General features: G+C 62.8%; 21 protein-coding genes and 1 tRNA gene. 3 read left to right on the plus strand and 19 right to left on the minus strand.

The annotated features are described in order from the left end of the window. Nucleotides 1-59: 59 nt before the first annotated feature. The 7 genes from infA to EN874_RS19870 form a co-directional block, all read right to left on the minus strand. Complete coding sequence (gene infA / locus EN874_RS19840; protein ID WP_006200926.1) at nt 60-278, minus strand: translation initiation factor IF-1; 219 nt, start codon at nt 276-278, stop codon at nt 60-62. Between the two features lie 197 nt (nt 279-475). Further along, nucleotides 476-928 carry a low molecular weight phosphatase family protein gene (locus tag EN874_RS19845; RefSeq protein WP_281058982.1) on the minus strand — a complete coding sequence of 151 codons (453 nt, stop codon included), beginning with the start codon at nt 926-928 and terminating at the stop codon, nt 476-478. 177 nt (nt 929-1105) lie between these two features. Next, a complete protein-coding gene (locus tag EN874_RS19850; protein ID WP_126085857.1) occupies nt 1106-1591 on the minus strand; it encodes a UPF0262 family protein in 486 nt (161 codons plus the stop codon). 2 nt (nt 1592-1593) lie between these two features. Beyond that, a complete protein-coding gene (hisD, locus tag EN874_RS19855) occupies nt 1594-2886 on the minus strand; it encodes a histidinol dehydrogenase (protein WP_127426596.1) in 1293 nt (430 codons plus the stop codon). A 9-nt stretch (nt 2887-2895) separates the two neighbouring features. Then, a complete protein-coding gene (locus tag EN874_RS19860; protein WP_127426595.1) occupies nt 2896-3327 on the minus strand; it encodes a DUF2948 family protein in 432 nt (143 codons plus the stop codon). 307 nt (nt 3328-3634) lie between these two features. Then, entirely contained in the window at nt 3635-4927 is a 1293-nt protein-coding gene (gene murA, locus EN874_RS19865) for a UDP-N-acetylglucosamine 1-carboxyvinyltransferase (protein WP_126085854.1), read from the minus strand. Nucleotides 4928-5069: 142 nt separating this feature from the next. Next, complete coding sequence (locus EN874_RS19870; protein WP_168247634.1) at nt 5070-5246, minus strand: hypothetical protein; 177 nt, start codon at nt 5244-5246, stop codon at nt 5070-5072. Between the two features lie 168 nt (nt 5247-5414). Here EN874_RS19870 and EN874_RS19875 point away from each other — a divergent pair. Together EN874_RS19875 and EN874_RS19880 are read left to right on the plus strand one after the other, a co-directional pair. Beyond that, nucleotides 5415-5489, plus strand: a tRNA-Thr gene (locus EN874_RS19875). A gap of 244 nt (nt 5490-5733) precedes the next feature. Further along, nucleotides 5734-7137, plus strand: a complete 1404-nt coding sequence (locus tag EN874_RS19880) for an NAD-dependent succinate-semialdehyde dehydrogenase (protein ID WP_245513720.1) — start codon at nt 5734-5736, stop codon at nt 7135-7137. Between the two features lie 23 nt (nt 7138-7160). Here EN874_RS19880 and EN874_RS19885 read toward each other — a convergent pair whose 3' ends face one another. Further along, nucleotides 7161-7907: a GGDEF domain-containing protein gene (locus EN874_RS19885; RefSeq protein WP_245513714.1), complete on the minus strand. Its 747-nt coding sequence runs from the start codon at nt 7905-7907 to the stop codon at nt 7161-7163. Between the two features lie 263 nt (nt 7908-8170). Next, nucleotides 8171-8866, minus strand: coding sequence for a thermonuclease family protein (locus EN874_RS19890; protein WP_127426745.1), 696 nt, complete (start codon nt 8864-8866; stop codon nt 8171-8173). Between the two features lie 226 nt (nt 8867-9092). On the opposite strand from EN874_RS19890, the gene EN874_RS19895 reads away from it, so the two are divergent. Beyond that, the gene (locus tag EN874_RS19895; protein ID WP_127426592.1) at nt 9093-9629 is read left to right on the plus strand and encodes a hypothetical protein; all 537 of its coding nucleotides are present in this window, start codon (nt 9093-9095) and stop codon (nt 9627-9629) included. Between the two features lie 105 nt (nt 9630-9734). Here the strand turns inward: EN874_RS19895 and EN874_RS19900 are convergent, their stop codons facing one another. The 10 genes from EN874_RS19900 to EN874_RS19945 form a co-directional block, all read right to left on the minus strand. Further along, the gene (locus tag EN874_RS19900; protein ID WP_127426591.1) at nt 9735-10295 is read right to left on the minus strand and encodes a hypothetical protein; all 561 of its coding nucleotides are present in this window, start codon (nt 10293-10295) and stop codon (nt 9735-9737) included. Further along, nucleotides 10292-10855, minus strand: coding sequence for a L,D-transpeptidase (locus EN874_RS19905; protein WP_127426590.1), 564 nt, complete (start codon nt 10853-10855; stop codon nt 10292-10294). Before EN874_RS19905 ends, EN874_RS19900 begins: the two co-directional genes overlap by 4 nt. Nucleotides 10856-10910: 55 nt before the next feature. Beyond that, on the minus strand, nt 10911-12074 hold the full coding sequence (locus EN874_RS19910; protein WP_126085843.1) for an AAA family ATPase: 1164 nt from the start codon (nt 12072-12074) through the stop codon (nt 10911-10913). Beyond that, nucleotides 12071-12658 (minus strand): TadE/TadG family type IV pilus assembly protein, encoded by a 588-nt coding sequence (locus EN874_RS19915; RefSeq protein WP_245516074.1) that lies wholly within the window; start codon nt 12656-12658, stop codon nt 12071-12073. Before EN874_RS19915 ends, EN874_RS19910 begins: the two co-directional genes overlap by 4 nt. 41 nt (nt 12659-12699) lie before the next feature. Beyond that, the gene (locus tag EN874_RS19920; protein WP_127426588.1) at nt 12700-13197 is read right to left on the minus strand and encodes a TadE/TadG family type IV pilus assembly protein; all 498 of its coding nucleotides are present in this window, start codon (nt 13195-13197) and stop codon (nt 12700-12702) included. Between the two features lie 5 nt (nt 13198-13202). After that, nucleotides 13203-14717 (minus strand): pilus assembly protein TadG-related protein, encoded by a 1515-nt coding sequence (locus EN874_RS19925; RefSeq protein ID WP_127426587.1) that lies wholly within the window; start codon nt 14715-14717, stop codon nt 13203-13205. A 69-nt stretch (nt 14718-14786) separates the two neighbouring features. Further along, the gene (locus EN874_RS19930; RefSeq protein ID WP_127426586.1) at nt 14787-15074 is read right to left on the minus strand and encodes a hypothetical protein; all 288 of its coding nucleotides are present in this window, start codon (nt 15072-15074) and stop codon (nt 14787-14789) included. Beyond that, on the minus strand, nt 15061-16431 hold the full coding sequence (locus EN874_RS19935; protein ID WP_245513716.1) for a type II and III secretion system protein family protein: 1371 nt from the start codon (nt 16429-16431) through the stop codon (nt 15061-15063). The genes EN874_RS19930 and EN874_RS19935 overlap by 14 nt, the downstream gene beginning before the upstream one ends. Nucleotides 16432-16558: 127 nt before the next feature. Next, nucleotides 16559-17593, minus strand: coding sequence for a Flp pilus assembly protein CpaB (gene cpaB / locus EN874_RS19940; RefSeq protein ID WP_127426584.1), 1035 nt, complete (start codon nt 17591-17593; stop codon nt 16559-16561). 94 nt (nt 17594-17687) lie between these two features. Next, entirely contained in the window at nt 17688-17900 is a 213-nt protein-coding gene (locus EN874_RS19945; RefSeq protein WP_126085836.1) for a Flp family type IVb pilin, read from the minus strand. Nucleotides 17901-18164 lie beyond the last annotated feature (264 nt).

An 18164-nucleotide genomic window follows, 5' to 3' on the forward strand; every position in this document is an offset into this window, starting at 1 on the left:
ATCTAAATTTCAGGTCGAACAGACCTGAAACCATCCGGCTCTGGATTCGCGCCGGGCTGTTACTTGAAACGGTAGGTGATGCGGCCCTTGGTCAGGTCGTAAGGCGTCATCTCGACCAGGACCTTGTCGCCGGTCAGCACGCGGATGCGGTTCTTGCGCATGCGGCCGGCCGTGTGGGCGATGATCTCGTGTTCGTTTTCGAGCTTCACGCGGAACATCGCATTGGGCAGCAGTTCCGTGACCACACCTGGAAACTCGAGGACTTCTTCCTTCGGCATTCGATACCTTTGCTTGGATTGCGGTTCCGGCGCTAGAGCATGATGCCGAAAAGTGTCAAGCGGTTTTCGGACGGCATGATGCTCTACTTCTTTGATCCGGAGTCGGATGGTCTCCGGCCGAACCGACCGAAAATCATCCGACGCCGGCCGGAATTTGCGGCGGAACCTATATGATAATCGTCCGCTTGTGAACACGCTTAATCCGTCGCGTTTTTTGCTTCCGGAAGCAAGAATCGTCGGCTTATGCGTGCTTTCAGCCGCTCGCGCACATCGCGATAGGCCGCCATGATGTGCTCGCGCGTGCCGACGGTGTCGGTCGGATCGGGCATCGGCCAGTACTCGACCTCGACGGCGAGCGACCGGGTGAGTTCGAGCGCTGCGTGGTGCGCTTCCGGCGCCAGCGTCACGATCAGGTCGAAATAGTCGTCTTCCAGTTCCTCCAGCGTCCGAGGCTGCCGCTCACCGAGGGTGAGACCTTCCTCGGCAAGCACGGCGTCGACGAAGGGGTCGCGCTCGCCGCTGCGCACGCCTGCCGAGGCGACGAAAGTGGTGGCGGGCAATAGCCGTCGCGCGAGCTGTTCCGCCATCGGCGAGCGTACGGCGTTCATACCGCACAAAAACAGGATCGAATGGGGCAACGCGGCCAGCACTAGAGCATGATCCCGAAAAGTGGGAACCGGTTTTCGGAGAAGATCATGCTCCAACAAAAAAGCATGATCCCGAACCGGAGGTCAGCGCATGCAAAAAGTGGGAACCGGTTTTCGGAGAAGATCATGCTCCAACAAACAGTTAGATCAGGATGGCGATTCAACGAAACGTCATCCTGATCAGCCCCGCCAGTGCAGCACGCAGACCAGCGTGAACAGCCGGCGCGCCGTGTCGAAGTCGATCTCGATCTTGCCGGCGAGCCGGTCCATCAGCGTCTGCGAGCCTTCATTGTGCAGGCCGCGCCGGCCCATGTCGATCGCCTCGATATGGCTGGGCGTCGAGGAGCGGATGGCCTCGTAGTAGCTTTCGCAGATCAGGTAGTAATCCTTGACGATGCGCCGCAACGGCGTGAGCGACAGGATGTGGGTGACCACGTCGGCGCCATCCTCGCGGCTGACGGCGAACACCAGTCGCTGCTCGGCCAGCGACAGCCTCAGCCGGTATGGGCCGGCGCCATCGTCGTTAACCGGCCGAAAACTGTTTTCCTCGATCAGGTCGAAGATCGCCACTGCCCGCTCGTGCTCGACATCGGGCGTCGAACGTCCGATCGATTCGTCGAGCTCGACGTCGATCAGCCTGTGGCGGTTTTGATGGTGGCCGGACATCGCTACATGTTCAGCCGGATCGCCACGGAGCGTGCATGCGCGTCGAGCCCTTCCGCCTCGGCGAGCGCGATCGCCGCCGGTGCCAGCGCCTTGAGCTGATCCGGCCCGAGCTTCAGGACCGAGGTGCGCTTGACGAAATCGAACACGGACAAGCCCGAGGAGAAGCGCGCCGAGCGCGCCGTCGGCAGCACATGGTTGGAGCCGCCGACATAGTCGCCGATGACCTCCGGCGTGTGACGGCCGAGGAAGACCGCGCCGGCATTGCGCATCCTGGCAAGGAAGCTTTCGGCATCGTCGAAGGCAAGCTCGACATGCTCGGCCGCGATCCGGTCGACCAGCGGCAGCGAGGCTTCGATCGATGGCACCAGGATCACGGCGCCAAAGTCGCGCCAGCTTGCCGCGGCCGTCTCGGCGCGGGGCAGAACTTTGAGCTGGCGTTCGACCGCTTGCTCCACCGCCTTGCCGAAATCGGCCCTGTCGGTGATCAGGATCGATTGCGCCGACGTGTCGTGCTCGGCTTGCGCCATGAGATCAGCGGCGATCCAGTCCGGGTCGTTGTCCGCATCCGCGACGACAAGGACCTCGGACGGCCCGGCGATCATGTCGATGCCGACGGTGCCGAACACCTGGCGCTTGGCCGCCGCGACATAGGCGTTGCCTGGCCCGACGATCTTGGCGACCGGCCGGATCGCCTCGGTGCCGTAGGCGAGCGCGGCAACGGCCTGAGCGCCGCCGACGCGGTAGATCTCGGAAACGCCGGCGAGATCGGCCGCCACCAGCACCAGCGGATTGATGACGCCGCCCGAGGCCGGCACCACGATCACGATACGCTCGACGCCGGCGACCTTGGCCGGCACCGCGTTCATCAGCACCGAGCTCGGATAGCTGGCCGTGCCGCCGGGCACATAGAGCCCGACCGCCTCGATCGCCGTCCAGCGCGAGCCGAGCTCGACGCCGGCAGCGTCGGTGTAGCGGTCGTCCTTCGGCTTCTGCCGCTCATGATGCGAGCGGATGCGGTCGCGCGCGAATTCGAGCGCCTCGATCGTCGCGGGATTGGCGGCGGCATAGGCCTTGGCGATGTCGTCGCTGGAGACGGCGATGCCGAGCTTGTTCAGATCGGCCTTGTCGAATTTGAGCGTGTAATCGACAAGCGCCCTGTCGCCCTCGGCGCGCACGTGCGCGATGATGTCGCGCACCACCGCCTCGACATCGGCCGACACCTCCCGCTTGGTGGTGAGGAAGGCCGAAAAGCGCTGCTCGAAATCGGCGTCGGTCTGGCTAAGCGTGATGGCCATGGTCTGCGCTCAGGTCCTGTGCACGGGTCGTGAGGCGGCTTCCCAGGAGCCGCCGATATCGGCGAGCCTGGCCTCTATGCACTCGACATCGAGCATGATCGTGCCGCCTCCCGAAAACACCAGCTCGACGATGCCGGCCGGCTTGCTGATTGCTACGAAGCTGATCGCCAGCAGCGAAAGCACCTCGGCCGGCTTGTCGCGCGCGATGCCGCTGGTCTTGGCGCCGAGCACGCGGTCGAAATGCAAAACACTCTGGCGCCGCTCATTGTGCTGCCGGAAGAGTCCCGATTTCGCCTCCCAGACGAAGCGGTTCATGGTCAGCACGAAGCGTTTGGCCGCCGGCAAGTACTCGAGGTCGGAGACCTTCATCACGGCGTCCTGGACATGGGCCGAGACAATGCCCAGATCCTGGTCGTCGAGCGCGATGAGCCTGAGAGCCATGCGGAATTTGTACCTAAGGTTGGTTTCAGCCTTCTGTTAGGCGACCTTTCCGGTCCATGCAACCGCGACGCGGATACTGCCCAAGGCAATCGCCTCAGGTCGGCGCCGCCCCTCATCGCCCTGCCGGGCACTTCTCCCCGGCAAAATGACGGGAGAAGGGACGCTTTCGCCCGGGATTTCGCTAATTGCGAACGGTGCAGGAAAGGCGCCAAGGCTGAGGCGGATGAGGGCGGCGCCAACTTCGACAGTTGGCCGTTCCAATGCGGGAGAGCCCTATTTCCGCCTCTGGCGACTGCCCCGGCTTCCTTTAGCCCGAAATCCGCTCGATCACCGCGCCGCAGCCGGAGAGCTTCTCTTCCAGCCGCTCGAAGCCGCGGTCGAGGTGATAGACCCGGTTGACCACGGTCTCGCCCTCGGCGGCGAGGCCGGCAATCACCAGCGACACCGAGGCGCGCAGGTCGGTCGCCATGACGGGCGCGCCCTTCAGCCTGGCGACGCCGTCGACGATAGCCGTCTGGCCGGAAAGCGTGATGTGGGCGCCGAGGCGGGCAAGCTCCTGCACATGCATGAAGCGGTTCTCGAAGATCGTCTCGGTGATGCGCGACTTGCCCTTGGCCATCGTCATCAGGCCCATGAACTGCGCCTGCAGGTCGGTCGGAAAGGCCGGGAAGGGCGCGGTCGTCACGTCGACCGGCGCGATGCCGGCGCCGTTGCGCTTGACGCGGATGCCCTCGTTGGTGGGCGTGATCTCGGCGCCCGTCTCGACCAGAACGTCGAGCGCGGTCTGCAACAGGTCGGGCCGCGCGCCTTCCAGCATCACGTCGCCGCCGGTCATCGCGACCGCCATGGCATAGGTGCCTGTCTCGATGCGGTCGGGGATGACGCGGACCCGCGCCCCGGACAGCGCCTCGACGCCCTCGATGGTGATGGTGGAGGTGCCTGCGCCGTGGATCTTGGCGCCCATGGCTATCAGGCATTCGGCGAGGTTGACGATCTCCGGCTCGCAGGCGGCGTTTTCGAGCACCGTCTCGCCCTTGGCGAGCGAGGCCGCCATCATCAGCACATGGGTGGCGCCGACCGACACTTTCGGGAACACGTAGCGATTGCCGTGGAGACGGCCGTTCTTCGTCTTGGCGATGACGTAGCCATTGTCGACGTCGAGCTCGGCATCCAGCGCCTGCAGGCCCTCGAGGAACAGGTCGACCGGACGCGTGCCGATGGCGCAGCCGCCGGGCAGCGACACCTTGGCCTCGCCCATGCGGGCAAGCAGCGGGCCGATCACCCAGAAGGAAGCGCGCATCTTCGACACCAGCTCGTAAGGAGCGGTGGTGTCGACGATGTTGCGGGCGGAGAAATTGATGGTGCGCGAATAGCCTTCCTGCTGCTTCTCGCGGCGGCCGTTGACCGAATAGTCGACGCCGTGGTTGCCGAGGATGCGGATCAATTGCTCGACATCGGCCAGATGCGGCACGTTTTCGAGCGTCAGCGTGTCGTCGGTGAGCAGCGAGGCGATCATCAGCGGCAGCGCCGCGTTCTTGGCGCCCGAGATCGGAATGCTTCCGGCAAGCTTATTGCCGCCGACAATTCTGATGCGATCCATGAGAGAACGTCCCCTCGGCCCGGACGGGCCGCTTTCAATCGGTTGAGTATGTCCGGCTCTAGACTATTGGCCGGTGCGGTTCAAGAAATAGGATTTCCCCATCTGTGGACCAAGTGTGGTCGGCCAGTGTGGCTGATTTGGGTTACTTTTTTCGCATTTTTCCAGCAGATGGCAGGCCTTCCGGCCGCTGATCCGGATCGCCGGCGCGCCGGGAACGCGCCTGCGCCTTGCGTTTCTGCAGGTTGGCGCGCAACGCTTCGGCGAGCCGGTCCTTGCGCTCGCCATCGCCCTTTTTCGGTGGATTTGCCTTGTCGTTCATCGTCCCGTCCCGCCGGCAGCTAGCCGGCTGTGGTTCAGGCATAGGTATCATTATGGCGCCGCCATGTCACAAAAGACCGTCAAGGGCAGCTTCCACAGCTGCGTCAACGGCTGCATTTCTTGGCCTTGCGCTTGCCGGTTCGTTATGGCAGAAGCGCCGCCATCGCAGGCTGCGGTAGCTCAGTGGTAGAGCACTCCCTTGGTAAGGGAGAGGTCGAGAGTTCAATCCTCTCTCGCAGCACCAGCCCGCTTTCAGGCGCCTCTCCCGTGGTTGAGCTGTCTTGGCATCGATGGCGTCGAGGACGCCAGTGGCCCTAGGTGGGTCTACCGCCGCTCTTCCCAGGCCCTATGAGAGGCACCGACGTACGGAATAGACGTCGGTATCTCTAAACGTCAGCTCCTTGAGGAGACCGGTATTGCCTCTGCGCCCGCCGATGGTCCGCCATCTGAAATCCCCCGGCCTGTTTGGCGCGATCGATCGCGTGTCAATGCTTGGCGCGCCGGATGGCGGGCGCACGTTCGAGGTCTTCAATCCATCGACCGGCGAACTCTTGGCGGAACTTCCCGACATGGGCGTCGAGGAGACGCGCGCGGCGATCGACAAGGCCTATGTCGCCCAGGCCGAATGGGCCGCGCTGACCGCCCGGGAGCGCAGCGAGATGCTGTGGCAATGGCATCAGCTCATCGTCGACCACACCGACGACCTGGCCGCGATCCTCACCGCGGAGATGGGCAAGCCGCTCGCCGAGGCCAAGTCCGAGGTCTCCCATGCCGCAGCTTATCTGCAATGGTACGCCGAGGAGGCCAATCGTATCTATGGCGAGACGATTTCGGCGCCGTCGACCGACCGACGCATGCTGGTGATCAAGCAGCCGATCGGCGTCGTCGGCACCATCACGCCGTGGAATTTCCCCGCATCGATGGTGGCGCGCAAGATCTCGCCGGCGCTGGCCGCGGGCTGCGCCATCGTGCTGAAGCCCGCCGAGCAGACGCCGCTTGTCGCGGGCGCCATGTTCGCGCTCGCCGCCGAGGCCGGTTTTCCCGACGGTGTCGTGAACCTCGTCTACGCCTCCGAAGGCGCCGCGGTGGGGCGTGAGCTCTGCCACAATCCCAAAGTGCGCAAGATCAGCTTTACCGGATCGACCGAGGTCGGGCGGCTGCTCATGCGCCAGTGTTCGGACCAGATCAAGAAGGTCAGCCTCGAGCTTGGCGGCAACGCGCCATTCATCGTCTTCGACGACGCCGACATCGATGCCGCCGTCGACGGGGCGATCCAGGCGAAGTTCCGCAATGCCGGCCAGACCTGCGTTTCGGCGAACCGCCTCTACGTCCAATCGGGCGTTCACGACGAGTTCGTTAAGAAATTCGTCGAACGCGTTCGCGAGCTTCAGGTCGGCGACGGTTTCGACCCCGGCGTCGCGATCGGCCCGCTGATCGACAGGCATGCACTGGCAAAGATAGAATCCCACATCGCCGACGCGGTGGCAAAGGGCGGCGCGATCCGCTGCGGCGGAGGCAGGATCGGCGCGGACGGCACGTTTTTTCAGCCGACGGTCCTTACCGATATCTCCAGCGCCATGACGGTGGCGCAGGAGGAGACATTCGGGCCGTTGGCTCCGGTCATCCGCTTCGAGGATGCGGATCAGGTCGTGCGTGAGGCCAACGACACGATCTACGGCCTTGCCGCCTATTTCTATGCCTCCAACCTGAAGCGCGTCTGGCGTGTAGCGGAGGCCTTGGAATACGGCATGGTCGGCATCAACACCGGACGCATGTCCTCGGAAGCAGCGCCTTTCGGCGGGATCAAGCAGTCGGGCATTGGGCGGGAGGGTTCCCGCCACGGTCTCGAGGACTATCTTGAGATGAAATATCTCTGCATGGGCGGCATCTGAGGTCGTGGGGGCCGCCCGCGGGTTCAGTTGCTGATATGCGACAACGCCAGGTCGGCTTCGTCCTGGGCGTCCAGCAGAAGTTCCTCCGCCGACCGGAACATGTCCTCGAACGCCAGTTCGTGCTCGAAGACAACGCCGCCGACGCGGATGGTAAGCACGTCCTTGTCGCCTTTCGGCGCGAAATAGATCTGTCCGACTGCTTCGCGAACGCGTTCGCCGATCTCCTTGGCGTCCTGCTTCGTCGCGCCGGGCAGGAAAACGCCGAACATCGAGTTTCCGAGCCGGCCGATCAGATCGTCCTTGCGCACCGAGGATCGGATAGCCGAGGCGATGAGACGCAGGGCCTCGTCGCCCCAGCCGAGGCCGAAGCGCAGGTTGATCGATGCAAGATGTTCCGGGTGGATGACGAGGAAGGCGCCTGAACGCGGGCCGGACGGGCGCGCCGCCCGCCTGTCGACCATCGACGTGAACACCGCCCCGTTGAGGCAGCCGGTCAGGGGATCGTAGGTGCCGGACCGGGTGAGTTCCTGCCGGTAGCGGCGGATCTCGACCTGTCTCCAGCCGAGCAGGGCAAAAAGCGGCAAACCGATGACGATGGGCAGAATGGTGGCCGTGACGACGCTGCGGCCGAACGGCGTCAGCACGTCGCTGAGCAGGAGCAGATAGTTCAGGCCGAGCGACAGGCCTACGCACCCGGCAGTGCCCAGCAGGGACAGCAAGACGACCTGCTTCCAGGCTCCTGCCGGCGCGGTCTGCGTTTTTTTGCTCACTGGCCAATCTCCCGTTGGACACATTGGCTTAAAGGCGGTGTGTTACGATTTCCGTTTCAGCGAGGCCTACAATTTGAAGGAAATCGGCATCTTTCTCCGTGGGCAGGCTGCGCTCGCTGGCGGCCGCGGCCTGGTTCTGGCTTCGATCGCCTGATTCGGTCGCTGAAACAGATCGGCGTTTGGTACGATCGCCGAGCGTTTCAAACCATTCCGTTTTTACGCAATTCCCGGACGGAAAGCCGTAACCGCCTTTTCCCGGATGCCTATTGCGGCGGGCCGAAGATGCCCATCTCGGCACCCTTGGCGACAGACTCGGCCTTGCCGTAGATGCCCGAGGGTGAAGCCATGGCCCAGCCGTTGGCGACCAGCCAGGCGCCGACATCCTGCCTGCCGAGCATGCAGGGCGCGGCGACGGCGAAGCGGTCGACATCGGGCGGCAGGACGCATTTCAGCGCCCGCCCGCGCAGCCAGGCGTTGAAGGCGGCGCGGGCGCGCTGCCCGCAGGGCCAGACGGCATCGCCGAACGAGCAGGTCTTGTCGGGATCGATATCGATGGTCCCGCTGATGACGACCCGGCGGCCCATGGCTTCGAAGATCGCCGACGAGGTGGCGACCGGGCGATAAAGCAGCGTCTCGCGCCAGTCCTGCGGCATCGGCGTCTTCGGCGGCGAGGCGAGACCGAGCTCGCCGAGCGGAGGCCGGGGCTCAATGCGCTGGACCCCTGCCGCGTCGAGCGGCGGCGGCGCGATGAGGTCCTCGGCGATCCTGCGCGCCGCCTGGCCCGGCCGCGCGTCATGAACGGCGATGCGAGGGGCGGGCGGTGCTTCGGCCGCCTCCCGCGCCGGCGGATACGAGGGGAGTTCGCCGGGCAGCCAGCGGCCGGACGCGGTAATCAGCAGCGCGCCGGCGACCAGCCCGAGGCCGCCGAGCGCCGTGGCAAGCCGGCCGGTCGATTTCACCTCGCCCAAAGCGCGCCTCGTCGTTTCACCGGATCATACATATATCGCCCAGAACTGTGCAGCGGTTCCGGGGCAACGACATGCAGCAAACAAAACGTAAAGCGCGTCGACTGGATCCAGCCCGGCGCGCTTTGGCCGGCGACATTGCTTGAAAAGCAAGGCGTTGCGTTAAGTCTCGCGCAACCAATGCGGCTTACAGTCGAGCATCGGATGTCGAGGGGATGACATGACGCGCAAGCCGATACTGCTGTTTGCCTTCCCGGCCCTCATGCTGTTCCTGCTGGCGGCGGAACGGACGGCGGCATTCCTGCTCGGAACCTATTCGGCCAGCCCGACCATATGGCGTATCTGGCTGGAGCTGCGCCCGTTCTCGACGATGTTCTGGCAGCAGGTGGACTTCTATCTCGGCGGCTCGATGGCGCTGAACGCTGCCGTCATCTTCGTCGCGTCGGCTGCCTGCTGGATGGCCTGCCAGGCCAAAAGATCGGCCGGCTTTTTCCTCGCCAACCATGTCGCCCTGCTGTTTGCCGGTCTGATGATCGCGGTCGGCAGCCATTCGGAAACGGCGAGCACGATCGCCACCTTCACCGCTGAGCGGGGCTTTCAATTCTCGCTGATGATCGACTTCAGCCTGAAGAACAGCCTGGTGCTGTGCCTCGGCCTTGCCGCCTGCGTCTATTGCCATGTCGCCTTCCTGCGCGAGGCGAGGCAGCGCGCCGACGCCCGCGCCGGCCGCATCCTGGCGCTGCAGCGCGACCTATAAAACGCGTCGCGACGAAGCGGATTCGGGCGACGCGCTTTAAGCCCTGGTTTTGATGCATGTCGCTGCCCCAGAACCGCGCGCCTTCAATTATTGCGCGGCGCCGCGTCAGTTGATCTTCTTGTAATAGACCTTGCCGTCGGCCTGCTGGATGCGCTGATAGGACGGATTGGCTCCCGGCGGCGCGGCCTTCCGCTTGAACGTCGGCGAGGCGTCGACGGAGTCCGGCTCTGCAGGGTTTTCTACTGCCGACGCCTCCGCCACGGTCGTGCCGGCGAAACCGGGCTCCGGCGCGCGCGGCGTCTCGGTGTCGGCGGCTGCAGGCTGGCCCTGCTCCAGCCGGGCGACATTGCCGTTGATCCGGCCGAAGCTCGCCTGCAACTGCCGGTCCAGCGTCTCGAACCGGCTCTGGAAGCCATTGTTGACGGTATCGATGCGGGCGCCGATCCGCTGCTCGAACTGGCCGAGCTGGTCCAGCCGCGCCTCTAATGCCCGAAGGTCGTTGACGCCGCGATAGAGATAGATGGCGGCGGTGACATTGACGAAGGTGACGAGCGCCGCGCCGGCGGCGACAACGCCAATGGTCACCGCCCGGTTTGGCCTGCCCGGAGCCTTTTCTCGGTCGCCGAGTTCGATTGCCGGAATCTCCGGCTCGCTGATCATCGTCATTCAACCACCACCTTTGCGCCCACCGCGACGCGCTTGAAGAGATCGATCACATCGGTATTCGTCAGTCTGAAGCATCCGGACGTGCCGTCGAAGCCGACGCCCTTGGGGTCGTTGGTGCCATGGATGCGATAGAGCGTGTCGCGGCCGTCGCGCGCGAGATAGAGCGCCCTGGCGCCGAGCGGATTGTAGGGGCCGGCGGGCACCATCGCCGGCAGTTCCGGCTGGCGGGCGCGCATCTCCCTGGGCGGCCGCCATTCCGGCCATTCCGTCTTTGCCGCTATCCTGACCGTGCCGGTCCAGCCGAAGCCGTCGCGCCCGACGCTGATCTGGTAGCGCAGCGCCTGGGCCTTGTTGGTGACCAGATAGAGCGCCTTCTCTTGTCTGCGGATGATGATCGTTCCCGGCTGCTCGTCGGTCCGGAAGGCGACCGTCTTGCGCAGGCTGGGCCCCATGGCGGGAAGCGGCGGCAGCCCCGATCCGGCTTGCGCGAAACCGCAGGCCGACATCGACGCAATGCCGATCAGGCAAGCGGCCGCAAGGTGCGTGGCGGTGCGGCGCATTTGCTTTGCCGCAATTCCGGACGGAAAACCGCTGCGCACTTTTCCGGGAATTGCTCTAGCGCTGGGCACTGTCCAGCCGCTCCTTGAACATGCGCTTCAGGTCCTTGTTGAAGCGGGCCCGCCCGTCCACCTCGGAAGGCAGTATAGCGCGGTTCAGCGCGTCGGCCAGCAGCGCGTTGTCGAGCGCCAGCGACTTGATGTGCGGCGCCTTGAAGATCTTCTCCAGCTCGCTGCGCGAGAAGTGGTTGCCGAACCATTTGCGCTTGTGCTTGTTGGCGACCAGCGTGATCGAGACGCCGTTGCCGCGCAGTTCGCGGATCTTCTTGTAGAGCCGCTTGCCTTGCCGAAGCGAGGCGACGTTGAGCTCGAAGACGATGAAGATCTCGTCGCTCGTGCGCAGCACCGACTCGTGCCACGGCGTCTCGATGTTGGGCAGGTCGATGACGATGTCGTCGAAGCGGTAGGCGACGAGGTCGAGCAAGCGGAAGACGAAATCGGCGCCATGCGGCTCGAACGGCAATTGCGGCCGCTCGAAGGAGTAGAGCGTGAGGCCGGACGGCCGCGACAGCTTGATGACGTCCATCATCTCGACATCGAGCCGCTCCGGCTGGCCGATGATGCCGGCGAGGTCGAACTGGTTGAACTGGTTGAGATAGGCGCCGCAATTGGCGCTCTGGAAGTCGAGGTCGACGAGGCAGGTCGAGGCCGCCCGTTCGGCCGATTTCGAGGCGAGATGCTCCGCCGCCGAGATCGCCAGCGTGGTCGCGCCGGCGCCGCCGCTGGCGGCAATGAAGGTGACGATGCGGCTTTTCGTTCCCTGATTGCCGGTATCGTGGAAGGTGACGGCGTTGAGCAGCTCCTTGGCATCGAGCGGCTTGTGCAGCCAGTCCGACGCGTTCATGCGCACCAGCACGCGCGTCTTTTCAGACGTCAGTTCGCCAGAGACCGCGATCAGCGGCACCGAGGCCCAGGCCGAGCGCGCCTCGACGATGCCGGCATTGCCGAGCAGCTCGCCATCGGCGAGATCGAGGATGATGATGCCGGGTCGTGTGTCTACCGGCGGCCCTTTCAGGAACTCGACCGCCTCCGAAACCCTGACGTCGTAGATCGCCAGCGCGTCGAGCCGGGTGGTCACGTCGTGCCGGAAATTCGGATCGGACGAAAACAGCGCGACCTGCTTGCGTTTGGTTGGGAGAACTCTGGTGTCGATGGCGTTCATGGCCATGTACTCTTTAAATCTTCACCCGTTACTGTACTCAACATGGAAGGCATGGTCATGTTGCCGAGCCCGAGCAGACCGCCCAGGAAGAAGAACTGGAATTGATGGTTGACGATGCTGACGGTGATGGTCGGCACCGGCCCGCCTGGGCGTGTCCAATAGCCCAGCCCGGAAGCCTGATACTGAATCTGAACCTCGGACTTCTTCAGCATCGGCAGGAATGTCTGCATCCCGGCACGGGTGGTGCTGCCACTGAAGATCAGGTCAAAGGCGGCCTGGCTCACGGTGAGGTTTTGGCATGTTGCACCTGTTCCGCAGGTGCAAGAAGCAACTCCGGCAGTGTTGGCGGTGCAGATGTAATTATACGTGTTTAGCGCAACCGCAGTGCCGACTTTAGTTGTATCGCTTTGCGTCAAGGTCTCGAGTAGGAGGCCGCTGGGAACGGGAGCGGAAATTTGCGCCAGCCTGGCACCGGCCTGCACCGCCTTATTCGCCGCGTTCCATTGGTAGAAAGCGTAGCCAAAGTCGACGAAGCCAAGCAGAAGGGTCAGCAGCAGGGGCATTGCGATGGCCGCTTCGATCATCGCCGCCCCGGACTGGCAACTCCAAAACCTGTTGCGCGGCGTCACCATCCGAAGACACGCTCCTGATGGGCGACGCTGAGAGTGAGGTCGCCAAAGCCAAGATAGGACCAAAACCCGACGTCAGGATACGTATATGCGGTGCTGACCGTCACCACATCGACGGTGCCCTTGCTGCTGAGATAGATCTCGGTAGGCGGTGTCGTCGTGTTATCGACCGCCGCAGTGGATGACTTGGTGATATCGACTTGTGTTGGAAGCCAGCCAGTCACCCTGGCGCTGGTGCCGTCAACCGCGCCATTGGCCGCCAGATTTTGTGCCAGCCCTTTGCAGGTGTCCCAATCGCTGCTGCAGCGCGCCATGTAGCGAGCCGCATCCTCGACGCCGGCCTCGAGCAGCAGACGTGTGTTCAACATATTGGAGAACTCGAACACGCCGGCTGACAACAGGAGCACAAAGGGCGCCACGATCGCCATTTCGACCAAGGCTGTGCCGTCCTCGTCGCGCCGGAACAGTCGAATGATGTGGTTGAGCTTGGCCATGACACTCACCGGTAGAGTTGCGCTTCGTTCCGGAGAGCCTTGTCGAGAGAGCCGTTTCCCAGCGGACCGTCGACATCGACAATCTCAAGACTGATAGGTTTTTCGGCAGCCGACGTATCCTCGTCGTCTTTGCTGTTGTCCTGCTTCTGAACCGGAGTATTCAAGAAGACACTAGCATACCCATCCGGCTTTAGTTGGGTATGACCGTTGATCTTGGCCTGGTTAGCGATGCAGTCCACAATGGCCAAGTTGAGGAGTCTGCGATCGGGATCAGCCGTTGGTGTGTCGCCCTTGAAACATGACGGTGTCCCGCTTTCCTTGGTCGGATTCTTGGATTTGTCTCCCACCAGGTTGTTGGCTACCTCATATTTGTAAACATCATATCGAGATGCGGGCTGGGTCGTTGATGTTGGGTGACTTGAGCTGGGAATGCTTGGAAAGGCGGCGCCACCGTGGTTGACGCTCCAATAGGAGGCCCAGAAGGTACTGGCATTGGCGATTTTGTCGGAATACCCCTTCGTAGAGTCGTAGTTGTCGCCGGGAGGCAGGGGCAGCGCCGTCCCATCAGTAACAGGGTCGTATTTGCTGCAGCCGGTCTTCTGGCCCTTGCGCACGTTGCTCGCCGGTCGGTACTGCCAGTTCTTGTTCTCCTTGTTGAGCGAGCTGCTATAGAGATCGAACCGGACATTGATGCCCGCATTGACCGAACCAAGCGTGACGCCGGTCTTGGTCGTCAGCTTGTCGCGCTGATAGCAGGTGCCTGCTGTGCCTGTTGCAATTGCATCTCGCAACGACGTCAGGTTGTTGTCGATCAGCCCGAAATTGCCAGGACCCGGATTTGAGTCCACTTTCAGAATGCGAAATTCGCGACTGTAGGTGTCGCCCGATGCAAACGCCTGTTGGATCGTCTTGCTGGTTGCGGGTGTGGTTGTCTCAAACGGGTTGCACATGAAGATCGGCACGGTTTCGCAGATGGACTGGGTGAATCCGGCCACCGCCTGGGGATCGATGTCCATCGTCTCGCTGGCACCCACGAAACTGGCTGGAAAAATCGTCGCGAAGGCGCCCGCCCCATCGGTCAGGCCTGAAGGGTTCACCGTCACTTCCGCGAATGAGACGGCCTTTGGATCCGTGCTGGCCCAGTTTGTGCCGTCCGAGTCGACGCCGGCGGCGCTCAGCCGCTTGTTGTCGCTGGCTGGTATTCCAGTCAGATACGTTACCGTTATATCGGCGAGGGCGATTTGGTGATCGCCTGCTGTCGAAAACAGCGTCCTGTTGGCGATGAGATTGGTGACGGCCCGATCGGCCCTGATGATGCTATCCGACCTGCCGTCGAGCTCGGCCGCCGCGGCAAGCGCCAGCGCATCGACGCCTTTCTGCAGATCGTTGTGCAGTCCGGTGGCCCGGCTCATGTCGATGGTCACCAATGCAAAGCCGACAAGCACCGGCAGCATGATGGCGGCGAGGATCATCGCTATGCCGCGTTGATCGTTCCAGAATTCACGAATGGTCCCCAACATGACCTTACTCTCTGTTCCATTCGTACCAGGCGTCCCCGCTCGCCCGACGCACGCATCCTTCTGCTTAGTTCACTGCGCGCCGGCTGGGCCGACATTCACCGTCATGTTTGTCGTTGGCGCCGGCGCCGGCGGGAACTTGTATCTCTGAACGACGCCGACGGACCGCGCCCCGTTGCCTTCGATCTTCGTATTGTTGGAAGCCGGGTTGTACGGATCGACTGTCTGCAGCAACTGGTTGGCCTTCTGCGAGTCGCCCGCAGCCAGCGTCATCGTGTCGTAATTGTTCAGATAGTCGGCCGCGCAGCCCGCAAGCAGGCTGGAACCGAGAAGGACGAGCAGGAGCTTATTTCTTGACATAGACCAGCTTGTCCTTCGATTTCACATCCAGCATGTGGCCGTAAGGGCCGGTGACGCCGTCGCCGTGCTCATATTTGCGGATCATGTCCTTGCTGACTTCGAGCTGGCCGAGCAGGAAAAGCTCCGGATCGTTGGCGGGCTTTGTCTTGTCGAAGGGCGTCGCCAGTTGCTCGCCTGGCTTCACCGGCCGCACAACATGCGGCGTGACGATGACCACCAGTTCGGTCTCTTCCTTCTGCGTGCTCGAATTGTGGAACAGCGCGCCGACGATCGGCACCTGGCCGAGCCAGGGCACCTGTTCCTGCAGCCTGGTGTTCTTGCTGGAGAGCAGGCCGCCTACAGCGAAGCTCTGGCCATCACGCAGATCGACCGTGGTCTGCAGCTTGCGATTGGTGAAGATCGGGTCACCGGCAGGGGTGAAGCCGGTCAGGTCGCTCACTTCCGGCGCCAGCTTGATATGGATCTTGCCGTCATCGAGCACGATAGGCGTGAAGTTCAGATTGACGCCGAACTGCTTGAATTCGATTCTCACCGCGTCATTGAGGACGGTGCGGATCGGCACCTCGCCGCCGGCGTTGAAGCTGGCGGTTTCGCCGGAAGCCGTGGTCAGGTTCGGTTCGGCCAGCGTACGCACGACACCTTTCGCCTCCAGCGCCTCGATGATCAGATCGACTTTGATGTTGCTGTCGATGATCTGGGTGATCAATGTCGCGAAAGGATTGCTTTTCGACAGCAGTCCCGTAACTAGAGTACCAGGGTCTGCTCCGACTGGAGTGGTAGCTGCGATGCCTGTTCCAAACTTGGTTGCATTGCTGTCCCGGCTCCTGAACGACACGCCGAGATCGCGGTCGGCATTGCGTTTGGCTTCCAGAATGCGCACCGACAAATTGACCTGCTCGCTGTCGTCGATGGTCACCGCATTGATGATGGCGTCGGGGCCGTATTGCTGCGTCACCTCCACGATGGATGCCAGCGTCGCGGCGTCCTTGACGTGGCCGCTCAGTCGGATCTTGCCGTTGATCGAGCCGATCTCGATGCGGGCCTTCGGCGCCACCTGGCGAATGGCTACTGCCATGTCGCTGACATCCTGGCCGACCTCGATCTGGATCGCGCCCAGCGAGCGCTTGTCCTCGGAAAACAGGTTGACCGTGGTGGTGCCGACGCTCTTGCCGATGATGTAGAGCGTCTTGTCGGTCATCGGCTGGGCATCGGCGATCTTTTCGTCACCGACGACGATATCGCCCAGCGTGGCGTTGACCTGGATCGTTGCGGATTGAGAAATCGGCACGAACACGCGGTGCAGCGACGGGCTCGACACATCGATGAAGCGATCAGCGGCATGAACCGCGGGGCTCAACGGCAACGCAATACACGACCACGCCAGAGCGGCGGCGGCCAGTGATCCCCGAAAAATTCGCATCTAGATTGTCCCCCTTGCGGATCCATGCCAGCGGACCCACCCGGATCCCCCTATCCGAATGCGGCTATCGCTGTCGCGGCACGTCGTATGTTTCGAGCTTCACGCCGCGAAATACTCCGATTGTAGCCCGCGCTGGCGGTTCCGGCTGCACATATTTTACAACTTCCTTTACAACTTCTTGGGGTTGTGGTGCGGGTGCCACAGTGGGCTTCACCTTGCTCAATTGATCTATCTGGCTTCCGACCCGTTCCACGGCCTGGGCCAAGCCATCAATCTTTTCGTTGGCGCGCTTGCGCTCTTCGGCGGCCGCGGCGTCTGCAGCCTTCTGCCGATCGAGCTCGGCCTGCCTCTTGGCAACATCCTCCGGCGTATCGCCGGTCAGGTCTGCAAGTGTGACTCTCTCCGTCGCCTCGCCCTTGTTGGCCGCGGTCTGGCGAAGCGCGAGCGACAATTGACCGGCACCGGCGGCCAGCGTCAGCTTCTGCGCATCCTTGGTGCTGACCTCGACGGTCACCGCTTTAACAACTTGCGGGTTTTCTTTGCTCTCGTCGGCGACCTGGTCGACGGCAAGCACCTTGACGCTCTGCAGCAGCACGTCGACGAAACTTCTGTCGGCGCCTTCGTCGCCGCGCACGGTGCGGGTCAGGAGAATGTCGACCCGGTCACCAGGAAAGACGAAGCCGGCAACACCCAGCACATCGTTGACTCTGATGGAAACGGCTTTCATACCTTCGGCGAGCACGGCCGAAAGCGTGGCGCGCTGCCCGGCGCCGGTGATCCTGCTGGCCAAAATCGGCTCGTTGACGCTGATCGGCTGCAGGGCCTGACGCGTGCCGTTGCCGGCCAGGGTCTCTTTCACTGTCTTGAAGGCCCCAGCCGGGACCGCTCCGGCCGGCCAGGCAATTTCGCGCAGCTTGTCGGCGCTCAGAGTGTCGCCGAATTTCAGCGGCATTGCCGCGACCACGATGCTGCCTGTTTGCACAGAATTGGACTGCGCCAGCGCATTGCGCTGGCCCGCCAGCCAAATATTCGCAAGGACGACCGCCAGTACGCCGAAAATGCCGGCAAGAACGATCATGATGAGTGTGTTGGCGCGCATAACCCCAGCCCCGAGCCAATAATGCGGGGAGATGCCCCGCCACCACTAAGTTCAGGCCCGGATTGCATAATCCGGGCCTGGTTTCTTCAAACGATCACGAACCGGAACCGCTGGCGCAGGAGCCGATGCCCGAGTTGTCCATGGCGCTGCACAGGCCCGAGAAGCGGCCCGTCACCCAGCCGCCGATGCCGATGATGAAGCCAATCGCCGCAACGGCGATGATGCCGATCAGGATCGAATATTCGACCATAGCAGCGCCGTTTTCATCGTCGCGGAACTGCCGGGTCATCGTCATGAGCTTTTTCATGCCAATTTCTCCCTTTGGAGGTTTGAACCCGACGAGACAGAGCCAAGGAATGAACCCCATACCCAAGCATCCCCCGTCACGTTCAATCCTTGTCCCGCAAAAAAGCCGAGTCAAACGGATTAACAGTCCGTTAACCTTTCAATACTCGATCTGAGAGTTTCTCATTTTTCACAAGAGCTTGATTCGTTTGATTTTTCAAGCGATCTTAACCATTCGTTCACAATTCTGCCTCGTTCGGCCGACGGTTCCGCCACATTAGGCATA

Source organism: Mesorhizobium sp. M1D.F.Ca.ET.231.01.1.1, assembly GCF_003999155.2.
In the GTDB taxonomy this organism is placed as follows: Bacteria; Pseudomonadota; Alphaproteobacteria; order Rhizobiales; family Rhizobiaceae; genus Mesorhizobium.

Bases quoted from the DNA above. Each gene is read 5' to 3' on its own strand.
- infA (WP_006200926.1), bottom strand. From the start codon at position 278: ATGCCGAAGGAAGAAGTCCTCGAGTTTCCAGGTGTGGTCACGGAACTG.
- EN874_RS19850 (WP_126085857.1), bottom strand. From the start codon at position 1,591: ATGTCCGGCCACCATCAAAACCGCCACAGGCTGATCGACGTCGAGCTC.
- hisD (WP_127426596.1), bottom strand. From the start codon at position 2,886: ATGGCCATCACGCTTAGCCAGACCGACGCCGATTTCGAGCAGCGCTTT.
- EN874_RS19860 (WP_127426595.1), bottom strand. From the start codon at position 3,327: ATGGCTCTCAGGCTCATCGCGCTCGACGACCAGGATCTGGGCATTGTC.
- murA (WP_126085854.1), bottom strand. From the start codon at position 4,927: ATGGATCGCATCAGAATTGTCGGCGGCAATAAGCTTGCCGGAAGCATT.
- EN874_RS19870 (WP_168247634.1), bottom strand. From the start codon at position 5,246: ATGAACGACAAGGCAAATCCACCGAAAAAGGGCGATGGCGAGCGCAAG.
- EN874_RS19880 (WP_245513720.1), top strand. From the start codon at position 5,734: ATGCTTGGCGCGCCGGATGGCGGGCGCACGTTCGAGGTCTTCAATCCA.
- EN874_RS19895 (WP_127426592.1), top strand. From the start codon at position 9,093: ATGACGCGCAAGCCGATACTGCTGTTTGCCTTCCCGGCCCTCATGCTG.
- EN874_RS19900 (WP_127426591.1), bottom strand. From the start codon at position 10,295: ATGACGATGATCAGCGAGCCGGAGATTCCGGCAATCGAACTCGGCGAC.
- EN874_RS19905 (WP_127426590.1), bottom strand. From the start codon at position 10,855: ATGCGCCGCACCGCCACGCACCTTGCGGCCGCTTGCCTGATCGGCATT.
- EN874_RS19910 (WP_126085843.1), bottom strand. From the start codon at position 12,074: ATGAACGCCATCGACACCAGAGTTCTCCCAACCAAACGCAAGCAGGTC.
- EN874_RS19915 (WP_245516074.1), bottom strand. From the start codon at position 12,658: ATGATCGAAGCGGCCATCGCAATGCCCCTGCTGCTGACCCTTCTGCTT.
- EN874_RS19920 (WP_127426588.1), bottom strand. From the start codon at position 13,197: ATGGCCAAGCTCAACCACATCATTCGACTGTTCCGGCGCGACGAGGAC.
- EN874_RS19925 (WP_127426587.1), bottom strand. From the start codon at position 14,717: ATGTTGGGGACCATTCGTGAATTCTGGAACGATCAACGCGGCATAGCG.
- EN874_RS19930 (WP_127426586.1), bottom strand. From the start codon at position 15,074: ATGTCAAGAAATAAGCTCCTGCTCGTCCTTCTCGGTTCCAGCCTGCTT.
- cpaB (WP_127426584.1), bottom strand. From the start codon at position 17,593: ATGCGCGCCAACACACTCATCATGATCGTTCTTGCCGGCATTTTCGGC.
- EN874_RS19945 (WP_126085836.1), bottom strand. From the start codon at position 17,900: ATGAAAAAGCTCATGACGATGACCCGGCAGTTCCGCGACGATGAAAAC.